General features: G+C 32.8%; 5 protein-coding genes. All 5 read right to left on the reverse strand.

Going from position 1 to position 11999, the window contains the following annotated elements; genetic code table 11:
* Positions 1-90 precede the first annotated feature (90 nt).
* From VP395_RS12115 to VP395_RS12135, 5 genes are read right to left on the reverse strand one after another with little or no spacing between them, the layout of a single operon-like run.
* On the reverse strand, positions 91-1512 hold the full coding sequence (locus tag VP395_RS12115; protein ID WP_346242275.1) for a DUF1735 domain-containing protein: 1422 nt from the start codon (positions 1510-1512) through the stop codon (positions 91-93).
* Between the two features lie 35 nt (positions 1513-1547).
* Complete coding sequence (locus tag VP395_RS12120) at positions 1548-3230, reverse strand: RagB/SusD family nutrient uptake outer membrane protein (protein WP_346242276.1); 1683 nt, start codon at positions 3228-3230, stop codon at positions 1548-1550.
* Positions 3231-3247: 17 nt separating this feature from the next.
* Complete coding sequence (locus VP395_RS12125) at positions 3248-6271, reverse strand: SusC/RagA family TonB-linked outer membrane protein (RefSeq protein WP_346242277.1); 3024 nt, start codon at positions 6269-6271, stop codon at positions 3248-3250.
* Positions 6272-6303: 32 nt separating this feature from the next.
* Positions 6304-8085, reverse strand: coding sequence for a RagB/SusD family nutrient uptake outer membrane protein (locus tag VP395_RS12130; RefSeq protein WP_346242278.1), 1782 nt, complete (start codon positions 8083-8085; stop codon positions 6304-6306).
* Between the two features lie 16 nt (positions 8086-8101).
* Positions 8102-11305 (reverse strand): SusC/RagA family TonB-linked outer membrane protein, encoded by a 3204-nt coding sequence (locus tag VP395_RS12135; RefSeq protein WP_346242279.1) that lies wholly within the window; start codon positions 11303-11305, stop codon positions 8102-8104.
* Positions 11306-11999 lie beyond the last annotated feature (694 nt).

An 11999-nucleotide genomic window follows, 5' to 3' on the forward strand; every position in this document is an offset into this window, starting at 1 on the left:
CCAATACATACTTCATACATTAGTGCGTATTGGGGAACTTTATTTTTTAATAATTAAATTTAAGCTCTTGAATAGATATTTTAAAAATATTTAACGTCTCCATTCATTTACACCATCTCTAATTCTGTTTCTCCAAACCAATTTTGTAGAAACATTTGTTTTATAATCCTCTCCAACATAATTTACAGTATAGTTTAAAGTGAAAGTACCTGTAGCAGGATTGTATGTATTAATTCCGTTTTCAACAATAGTTGCTATAGGAGCCGTTTCAAACCCTGAAGGTGCAGGCACTCCCCAAACTCTCCACTCATGAATTCCTATAAACTCAGCGGGAGGTGTTGCGTATATACGAATTTTATCTGTATCAATTTTATCAAATGTAGTTACGTTATATTTATCCGGATCATTTCCTATATTGATAACACCATAATCTGCATCTGATACAGGAACCCCATTAACTATATTATTATTTTTTAGGGTTACCCATGCACCTAAATCTAAATCCCAATATTTAAGATATGATTTATTAGGGAACACCACACCTCCACCATCGGCAGCCCAATAAACTTCTGACTTTGTTATGGAAAATTTTGAGCCAAAATTATACTGAACCCAATTTTCTGCTGCAGGCCCAGAGGGAGCTCCATAGTTACCCCAAGCTAAATTTTGAGCAGTAAAAGCTGAGCTTGCCGGAGTAGTACCACTTTTAATTGCATTTTCATTATTCCAAGGTGCTACATAAGATGAAGTAACCGTTGCATCTAATGCAATATTTTTTGGTGAATTATCTACATTTAGGTTTGGACTATACTGTAATGAGACCGTATTATCGGCATTCACTCGCAATTTCATCTTGTAATCTGGACCTATTAAATTCATAACGCCATTATTTTCTATAGAATCTAAAAAAATAGTATTGCTTTTAATTACGTTATTTATATTTCCTGAATTTAAAATTTGATTATCAGAAGAAACTGTTTGAAATGTTCCTTTTTGTTCATAAAAACCTTCGTATTTATTAATATATTTAATCACAAGTATTTTACTACTTTGAGTGCTTAAAATACTATCTTCAGAAGTAGCAACTAATTTAAACGGTATTGCATAATTCATTTTAGTTGTAAGAACATCGTTTACAAATTTTAATGAATCTAAAGTTATTGATACCTTGCCTACAGTTTCACCTGATTTTATTACAAATCTGCTGTTGTTGCTTAATGTATAATAATCTGAGGGTAACAACGTATAATCAGTACCTAAAAGAAGTTCTGGATCAATTTCAAAATCCGCCCATCTTTCTTTTTTATTATCTAAAATTCCAGCAAGGTATATACCTGCATCAAGTTTTAGTCCTTCTCCTTTAACAACCGTTCGCCAAAGAACACCAGATTCATTAGATCCTCCATCTGCACTTGAAAATGCTACAGATGAGTATTCATTGTCTAGTCTAAAATCATCATAGCAGCTTGTTATAACGCTAATCAACACTAAAAATAATAATATTTTTTTCATATCTATTTGTATTAAATCTTTTTCAATTTAGAGGATTACCAACCCGCATTTTGTTTAAGATTGTTCATTATCAATGTTTGTGAAAATGGTAATGGGGCATATCTCATATAATCTTGATACGAATGAGTTTCTACATTTATATAATCATACGAATCACCATTTACTAAATCTCTAGTAATTTTCACACCTTTAATTGTGTGGGTTAATGGTTGATTCAACCTTCTAACATCCCAAAATCTAAAGCCTTCAAAACATAATTCAATACGTCTATCATTTTGAATAAAAATTCTAAAAGCATCTTTACCTGCGCTTGCTTGGTCTAACATATACTGATCTTGAAAACCTGCTGCAACAGGATCTGAATCTATACCTGCACGCATTCTTATTTTTGCCATCACATCTGCCGCAGAATAACCTAAGGTTGCTCCATTTGGTCCATAAGCTTCATTCGCTGCTTCTACAAAATTAAGATAAAGCTCTGTTTTGCTAAGAAAAACATAAAATTTAATATCAGAAGTTGCATCGTTAGGATTTAGTCTTACGTTTTTACTTAAAAGTTTTTTCATGTAATAACCAGTTCTGGTTCCTTGTTGTGTTAATCCTCCAGGGGCATCATCACCACCATTATATGTTTTAATGATATTACTATTATAATTATCTCCATTAAAGAATATAAATCTATTAAAACGTTGGTCTCTATTAGCATAAGGATTTTCATCATCAAAAGTGCTGCTCGTTTCTATTGGATATCCATCTGCTGTTGGGAAAATATCCACTAAGTTTTGAGATGGGTTACATAAACCAGCACCGAACAAACTAGGAGGATAAAAATTTCTTTCCCATGCATTACTATTGTATGTTGGTTGTATCCAAATATTATCAAAATTATTTGCATTATTAAAATTATTGTATGCTGCTAAGTCTTTTAAACCACCTGCAGCTTCAATAGCTTCGTAAGCAGCTGTAGCGGCTCTTTCCCATAATGCTTGAGTTGAACTTCCATAAGCAGGACTTGCAGCATTTAAAAGCACTCTGGCTTTTAACGCATAAGCTGCTAGACCTGAAGCTCTACCTCTATTAGTTAAACCTGTAAAAGGATCCGTTCCATTACTGTAAGTTAAAGGTAATACTGCTATTGCAGCATCACAATCAGCTACTATTTGTGTAACACATGCTTCATAAGTATTTCTTGGAAGATCTAAATTATCACCTTGCTCTAAAACAGTTGTTACTAAAGGAAAACCAAGTACCTCTGTGCTTCCATCTACTTTACCAGCATATGTTTTTAATAATTCTGATTGATACCAAGCTCTTAAAAAGCGAGCTTCTCCCATTCTGTTAGACTTAAGAATTGAATCTCTTTCCTTATCTGACACACTATAAATTAAATCAGTACCATTTGCTATATACAAGTTGAGATACTTAAGCATGTTATAATTTTGATTCCAATTTCCTAATGGGCTATTTTCCACACTCCAAGTTCCTAATGCTAGAGCATTTGTACCGGGTTGGTTTGGCACAGCATTATCTGTATAATAATCCATATAAACAGGATAATCAGCGCTAAGGTTTGCATAGGCATTTGATAAAATGCCTTCTCCGTAGGTGGAATGACTCCAAAGGTCTTCTGTTGTTTGATCCTGTATTGGTAACGGATCAATATCACATGACGTTACAAAGATGCCGAATATTAAATAATAAAATATTTTATGTTTCATAATCTTGTTGTTATTAATTAAAATTTGCATGATGCTCCAAGTGTAAAAGTTCTATAAACTGGGTACTGTGAGATCCCTGCCGAGGTACTTTCTGGATCTAAGTTATATTTTGAAAACTTAGAGAATGAAGCTATGTTTTTACCTCTAACAAAAAACTTTAAATTTGGTAATGATAAATTTGCAGCTATTACTTTAGGCATAGTATAACTTAACTCAATATTTTTTATACTAAAGTATGCCGCATCTTTTAACCAAAATGTTGAACCTTGGAAGTTGTTCTGGGATTGTGTAGTTAATCGAGGTAAATCGTTTGTAACAGGATATCTATCTAACATAACTTCAGAGTAGTTTGCTCTTGGGTTATTACCCACAAAATAATTACCACCTACATTTGTAACACCATCAGCCAATCCTTGACCTACTACAAATAAATTAAACCCTTTATATTTTAAGTTTAGGTTTAAACCATAGTATATTCTCGGTGCATGTGCTCCTGTTTCATGTATGTCTTTTTCATCTATAACACCATCTTCATTATAATCTTTATAACGGATATCTCCTGGTTGTACATCTCCCCAACTTTGTGTTACACTTCTCGATGTTATTTCTGCTTGCGTTTGATACAACCCTTCGGCCACATAACCTCTATACATATCTGTTTCTGTGCCAGCTAATTTTCTGTAACCTTCTAAAGCAACTGGTTCATCTACGTCAATATATTTAGATCTATTATACATTACATTACCTCCAAAACTGTATTCTAAATCACCTATAGTGTTTTTATATTGTAAGTAACCTTCTAATCCCCAATATTTTGTTTCACCATAGTTGATTAAAGGAAGAAATCCTCCTGTACCAAATAATGATGGAGTTAAAGAACTTCTTGGGGATATTTGATTATAGTCTCTTTTAGCATAATAATTTGCTTCTACTGATAGTGTTTTATTAAACATTTCACTTTGAAAGCCAATATTCAAATAACTAACTTTTGGAAGCTCATAATTGGTACTACCTGCTTGTTGAATGTTATAAATATTTACAACATTACCTTTATTCCCTTCAATACCAGACTGCCAACCTCCAACATTTTGCCAAAGTGTTGTACCTAAATAATAAGGGTTGTAAGAAGTATCAAAACCAGTTCTGAAATTATCATTACCCATTACGCCATAAGACGTAAAAAATTTCAAGTAATTTACAGCCTTACTTGTATTTAAGAAAGCCTCATTACTAGCTATCCACGCTGCTCCTAAAGAAGGATACAAATCATATCTGTTATCTTTTGGCAACTTCATACTTCCAGAATAAGCAAGATCTAACTGTAAAACATACTTATCGTTATATGCATAATTTGCTCTATAACTAAAGTCCTTTTTATTAACTGGTTGGTAATTTGCAAATCGACGTGTTTCTACAAGTCCGCTATAAAATGAAGCATTCATAGTTAAAGCATGCTTACCAAATACTCTATCATAATTTAAAGAACCTAATGCAGTTGTACTTCTAGTAAAATTATCACTTCCTGTTCCTAAATTTGGCGCTATAACTTCATCAGTATATAATTGTAATACATTGTTTGGTTGCAATAAATATAATGCTGCTGATCCTCCTTTATTATTAATAACATTGCTGTAAATATCAAAAGCTGCTGTACCCGTAAATGTAAGTCCTTTAGTTATGGCTCCAAGATCTAACAACAAGGTTGCACTGTTTTGAGAATTAAGATTTGAACCCTCTGCATAACCTCCATTTAAAAGTTCATTTGCAATATTTGTTGGAAAATCATTACTAACAATATACTTTCCATCATAAGAAATAGCGTGCGCATTTGAAGGCGTGTTAGCTATGTAGTTATAAATATTAAATTGATTAGCGCTACCTCCTACATTTGGAAATTCTAATTCCTGATAAGTACCTGATAAGTTTACATTAAACTGTATTTTATCGGTTAATTTAATATTAACACCACCTCTTATTTTAAAACGATCTGAAGATGTATCTTCTCCAACTTTTTCCAAACCTGTAGTTCTCACATAATCTAAAAGAGAAAAATAGTTAACCTTATCATCTCCTCCACTAAAATTAATATTAGCTCTGTTATATACACTTGATTTTCTGAGATAATCTGATTTATAATCTACATTTGGAAAATATAAAGGATTTGTGCCATTTCTATAAGCTGTTAAAGCTGTTGCAGAATATAGTGGTGACAAACCATCATTAGTCAATGCCTCATTATATAACGTTGCGTAGTTATAAGAATCTAAATATTCTGGCTTTGATGTAGGCGAACTAAAACCACTTTCTGTAGATACAGATATGTCTTTTTTAAACTTCTTTCCTGTTTTAGTAGTAATCCACATTACCGGACCAACACCAGACAAACCCAACGCTGCCCTACCAGACATATCTTTAATAACCTGCACTGTTTCTATTTCAAAAACTGTTAAATCTGAAGGATTTCTTATAACACCATCTATATAAAATGAAACACCTTCGCCTCTTAGGCTTGCAAAAACAGATTCATTACCTGGGTTATTATTAAAAAGTGTTATTTGTAAACCAGGTATTCTACCAGAAAGCGCTTCTAAAAATATACCCGATGGGTACGATGCCAACTCGTCACCCGTAATGGTATAAGTTGAAGAAACACTTCTGTTATTTGAAATAGTTTGATATGGTAATTGCACCATATTGTTTTCAATATAACCACTATTCATTAATGTAATATCAGGGTTTTCCAAAACACCTTTATTAATTTCAGTTACTTTCATTACATAACCCAATTCATCAATTACAATTTGGTCGGTTTCAGTTGAAGAAACTTTTATTGAAAATACTCCTAGATTATTTGTTATACCTTTGTCTTTTGTTTCAAATGATTTTACAAAAACATTTGGAATAGGCTGCCCTTCACTATTTATAACTCTACCAGTAACAACAGATGTGAATACATCATTGCTTTGTCCGTATAAAGATGTAGAACTGAATACCCCGATAGCTGTAAAAAACATCAACATCTTTGCGATTTTTCTATACATAATTGTTCTATTTTTTCGTGTTATTAAAAATTCTACCATCCTGGATTTTGTTTAAACTCTTCAAACATTAAGGCATCTGATAATGGAATAGGCCATTTGTAATGTTTTTGATTAAATGTGCGTGTAAAATAGGGTACGTTATTTCTATTAATATCATAACCTGTAGGTGCTGAAGGATTTAATATAAAATCATCAGCAAGATGTTGTTTATATTCTAACTTACTGGCATCTCCCCATCTAGAAAGATCAAAAAATCGTTTTCCTTCCAGGTAAAGCTCAACGGCTCTTTCATTTTTTATACGCTCTCTAAAAGCATCTTTACTTGAAAGATATAGTGCTTTTACATTTGGCATTTTCACACGAGATCTCACTATATTTACAGCTTGAACAGCACTTATTGAAGCTCCTGGAAGCGTATAATTTGGTCCTCCTATTTCATTGGCTGCTTCTGCATATTGTAAAAGAATATCTGCTAACCTAAAATATATAATATGTGTTTGCGGTGCTGCGGTTCCTGACCATTGATCTACATTTTTTCCCCAAAATTTTCTTGCCATATACCCTAAGTGTGCATCACCAGGTTGACTCTTCCTTTCTGTTCCACCATCAAATAATTCTAAATATTTACCCGATTGACTTGTCCATCTTTCTCCATTAAAAAGAATAGAATGATAAAATCTTGGATCTCTATCTATGTATGGGTTCTGACTATCAAATGAAGAATCATCTGTTATAGCTAATCCATTTTTAGTTTCAAATCTATCAACAAAATTAGCCGAAGGTGTAAATCCTTGTGTTACGTTTTTACTTTGAATACTAGTTGTTGTTAAAACACGGTAAGCACCACCACCATCTCCAACAGCAGCATAGTTTTCCCAAATAATTTCATCATGATAAGGTTGGTACATGAAAATACTATCAAATCCGCTAGCATACTGTATGGTTTCATATCTTTCTGATGCTCCAGTAGGTATTTTATAAGTTACTTGGTCTGTACCACCAGATTCTAATAATTTATATCTGTTATTTCCATAAGGACCTAACTCCGACAATAAATCCCAAGAAGCTTCAGCTGCTAATTCCCATTTTGCATTATCGTTGGTTGTATTATTACTTGGACTAGCACTAAACAATAAAGCAGATGCTTTAACTGCCATAGCAGCTCCCTTTTCTGGTCGTCCTAAATTTTGAATATCCCATCTTTGAGGTAACAATACCGCAGCAGAATCACAATCGGCAGCAATTTTCAAAGCTGTTTCATGAAAAGAAAGACGAGGTAGAGAAAATTCATCAGACGCTTTAAATGATTTCGTAATGTATGGCATCCCTCCTTGGCGTTTAAGAAACTCATAGTAATACCATGCTCGCATAAAATGTGCTTGCCCTTTTAGCCTATCTTTTTCAACCTGCGTTGCGTTTTCTAATTTTGGCAGTAATTCTATAACTCTATTAGCAATTCGGATGCTTCTCCATGAACCCCAAACACCATAAAACTGTAACGCTTGCCCTGTATCGTAGGCTCTAAGCCAATCTCCACTTTGTGCAATTGGCATGGTTTCCCAATTTATAGAGTTTACATAGCCTTCATCACTTAAAGCTGCTATGTAACTATAATCTCCAGCACTTAAATAGTTTTGTAAATCTCTGAACATACCGTCCTCATACTGTCTAAACTTAAAGTAATCTTCAAGTATATCAGCTTCAGAAATTCCTGCAGAATCCTGAACTTTATCTAAGTAATCCTCACAACTAGAAAGACTAATCATTGCAGAAAAACCTAGTATAATTGATAAAAATTTTAATATTTTTTTCATGTCTCTTATTTTTTTATTAGAATCTTGCACGTAGCTCGAAAGTATATCGTTTCATTTGCGGATAAGCACCAAAATCTACTCCGTAATTTCCTCCCTCAGGATCTCCTCCCCATTTACGTTTTCTCCAAGTCCATAAATTTGTTCCTATTAATCCCAATTCTAAACTTTTTATACCTGTTGCCTTTTTAATAGTTTCAGATTGAATTGCGTAACGTAGGTTAGCACTTCTTAAACGTATGTATTGACCTTCAACCATAGAAAAATCACTAATTTGATAATTATATTGTTTGCTAGCTTCAGCATGTACCGCAGGAAATTGCGGATTGGTGTTAGTAGGCGTCCAATGGTTGGCATGCGCAGTGTAAGCATTATCTTTATTTTCAGTAAATGGATATAAGAAGAACAAGCCTCCTTGTCTCATTGGTGTTTGCACACTGCTAATACCATAGAAATTTAACTCTAATGATAAATTTTTATAGCCACCACTTAAAGTTCCATTCCATGTCATATTAGGTATAGAAGGGCTTTCAGCAACAACACGGTCTTGCGTATCAACAGTACCATCTCCATTAAAATCTAAGAATTTGAAATCACCTACAATTGGACTTCCTCCACCTACGGTAGGATACAAGAATAAATCATCAAAATTTTGATAGAACCCTTGTGTAACAATACCCGTTGCTGGCGTGTAAGACCCCATTCTTCTTGCTATATCTACTGGCTTACCTTCTGCTTTTAAGTTAAAAGGGATATTATCAGATTCATCATAATATACCATTCTGTTTTCTGAAGCAGACATATTGCCTTTAAACATGATAAAAGAACCATCATTAAAAGCTTTATTAAATCCTAACTCTATTTCAAAACCATGACTTTTAGAAGATCCAATATTAGCTTGTATTGCAGGAACACCGGCCCAAGTAGGAACTCTTTGTCTTGATTGAAGCATATTTTCTCTTCTTTCATCGAATAAATCAACATTAAGCGTAATTAGATTTTGAAAAAAACCAAGTTCAAAACCTAAATTTTGCTTGTAAGCATCTTCCCAAGTTGCATCCAATATTGGTAAATTCCCTTCATTTATATAAGGATAGCCTTGTTGAGGATAACCAAAAGATGTTCCACCTCCTTGTGTGTATTCAGATAAATACAACCATCTACCAATGCCAGCATCACTACCTACTACACCGTATGAGTATTTAATTTTAAAAAGATTCATTGATTCCTTAAAGTTTCCAAAGAATTTTTCATTAGAAACTACCCATCCTATACCACCTGCGGGGAATGTACCAAATCTTAATCCTGGTGCAAATTTTTCAGATCCAGTATGAGCAACACTCGCTTCTAGAAAATAGCGATTTTCATAACTATAATTTACATTACCCACCCAATTCTCTTCAAAACTTGGAAAGAAATACAATTGATCTCCTGTAGATTTTCTACGACTGAAAAGACCTAATCCTGAAACTGTATGCTTACCAAAAGTACGATTATACCCAATATTGTATTGGATAAATTGATTTTTCCATCCTTTGAAAATATTTTCAGAACCATTTACCTGTAAAACAGGTTGAGGTGTATCTAAATCTTGCCCGCCATAATTATCAAATCTAGACCACTCTTGCGTGTCTGGATCTAGGTAATATCCAAAATATTGTGGAAGTACATATCGTTTTTCATAAATTACATTTGAATTGTACGAATAAAGCAGTGCTGTAGACAAACCTTCAGTAATGAAATCGAGTTTTTGATCAAACTTAATATCTACATTTAGTTCATTTGCCTTATACCTGTTAAAACCTTGGGCGCCTAACCAGTTCATTTCAACTTCACCTTGTGCTGGGTTGATATAAGGTCTAGAACCTGTTTGGTTATATGGTATAACATTGTCTGGGTATTGCTCTAAAGCATCAGCAGGGTAAAATGGCATTGAAGTTACAGGTTCATACCATATTGGTTGTGTAAACGTATCATTTGGCTTACCCCATGCTTTAACATTACCTCCTAAGTTAACCATAAGCTTAGAGGTCTTAGAAATATTGAAATCTAAATTGTTTTTAAAATTATATCTTGTACTTCCATAATTGGCATTTTGCTTATCATAATCATAAGGAAATTTATCGCCAACTGCCCATATATCACCTTCTTTAAGAAATCCTATAGACGCATAGTATTGAACAAAATTATTTCCACCTCTTGCATTAAGATTATATGTTTGATCGAAACCCGGTTTGAAATAGTAATCCATCCAATCTGTATTAGAGTACAAATACGGTAAATCTTGAGTTCTATAATGTTCTAATACTTCATCTGAAACCATTAAATTCCATAAACCATCATTCGCCCAAGCTTCATTTCTTAACTTCATGGTTTCATAAGCATTCATATATTCTGGCAGAATAGCAGCTTCTTTCATTGAAAAGCTACTTGAGAAATCCAATTCTATAGAACCTTTTACCCCCCTTTTTGTAGTTACAATAATTACACCATTTGCCCCTTTAACACCATACACTGCTGTAGCAGATGCATCTTTAAGCACAGAAATTGATTCAATATCGTTAGGATCTATATTTGAAAAAGGTCTTTCAACGCCATCTACAATAAAAAGAGGTGTATTACTACCCATAGATGAATTACCTCGAATAGACATTTGTATAGGTGAGGCGGCATAATAACCCCCAAGTGCTTCCTCTCCAGGAGTTGGGTCTGTTTGAATTACCGTTAAACCTGGCAGCCTACCTTGTAAGCTATTCTCAACACTACTACCCATTCTAACTGACATTAGCTTATCCCCGGATATTTTGGATATTGCACCTACTACAGACTCTTGCTTTTGTTTTTTCCCAAAAGCAACAACAACAACATCATCTAAAACCTCTTGATCAGGAATTAATGTTACATTAATCTTGCTTTTATCTCTAACAGCTATTTCTTGTGTTTTAAATCCTACTGAAGAGAATACTAAAATTTCATTAGCAGATACATTAATAGAATAATTTCCATCAAAATCTGTAGTTACTCCACGATTAGTTCCCTTAACCAGAATTGTTGTTCCAAAAGCAGGAACCCCATCAGAATCAAGTATTTTTCCAGTAACGCTTTTGGTCTGTGCATGCGCTGTAAAACTGAAAATAAACATGAAAAGGAATGCTATTTTATAACAAAGCAAATTGTATTTACTTGGAACTCCTCTGAGAGGCATAAAGTTCATTTTTTTCATAAATTTTTGGTTTTCAAGTTATGTTCTAAGTTGCTAAATGAAGCAATTAGATTTAATTGTATTTGTTTTTTCATTCTAATAAGTTTTTTTATTATTTAGTGATAAATAGTTGACAATGCCTATTAACAAAAAAACTATTATGGTCTTATTTGCATTCTTAAAATAAGAGAAAAAGGTTTGTTGAATAAAGTATTAAAATTCAACATGATTAGAATTCACAGAATTATTCTTTATTCAACAATAATTCATTTTAGTTTTTTTGAGTAAAATTTTCTTCATAGTGTGGGTTAGTTTTTAGTTTTAAATTAATTACAATCAAGCTTTTATGATCAATTACTTCGTTTAGGCAAAATTGTAATATTTGATTTTGGTAAAATTAAAATGTTAATCTTTTTATAAAGTATAATAATTAGCAGAAAGTAATACTATATTAACTCCTTTTGTGAATTTTAGTAAAAAGTGGAATAAAATATAAATAATTTAGATAATTAATTCATTTTGTTTATTTTTTTTGAGTGTTTTGTAACTCCTGTTTTTATGTATAGTTAAAGTACTATAATGATAAAAAAGTTCTAAATAACAACTTAATTATATTAAAAGAGAACCCTATGTAAATGACATTGTGAACATAAGGATCGAAGAGCAAGAGGGTAACACGCTAAAGCGATGTTACGGCTTATGCACCCTTAGTTTT

It is taken from the genome of Mariniflexile soesokkakense, from assembly GCF_039650365.1.
GTDB lineage: Bacteria > Bacteroidota > Bacteroidia > Flavobacteriales > Flavobacteriaceae > Mariniflexile > Mariniflexile soesokkakense.

Bases quoted from the DNA above. Each gene is read 5' to 3' on its own strand.
- VP395_RS12115 (WP_346242275.1), bottom strand. From the start codon at position 1,512: ATGAAAAAAATATTATTATTTTTAGTGTTGATTAGCGTTATAACAAGC.
- VP395_RS12120 (WP_346242276.1), bottom strand. From the start codon at position 3,230: ATGAAACATAAAATATTTTATTATTTAATATTCGGCATCTTTGTAACG.
- VP395_RS12125 (WP_346242277.1), bottom strand. From the start codon at position 6,271: ATGTATAGAAAAATCGCAAAGATGTTGATGTTTTTTACAGCTATCGGG.
- VP395_RS12130 (WP_346242278.1), bottom strand. From the start codon at position 8,085: ATGAAAAAAATATTAAAATTTTTATCAATTATACTAGGTTTTTCTGCA.
- VP395_RS12135 (WP_346242279.1), bottom strand. From the start codon at position 11,305: ATGAAAAAAATGAACTTTATGCCTCTCAGAGGAGTTCCAAGTAAATAC.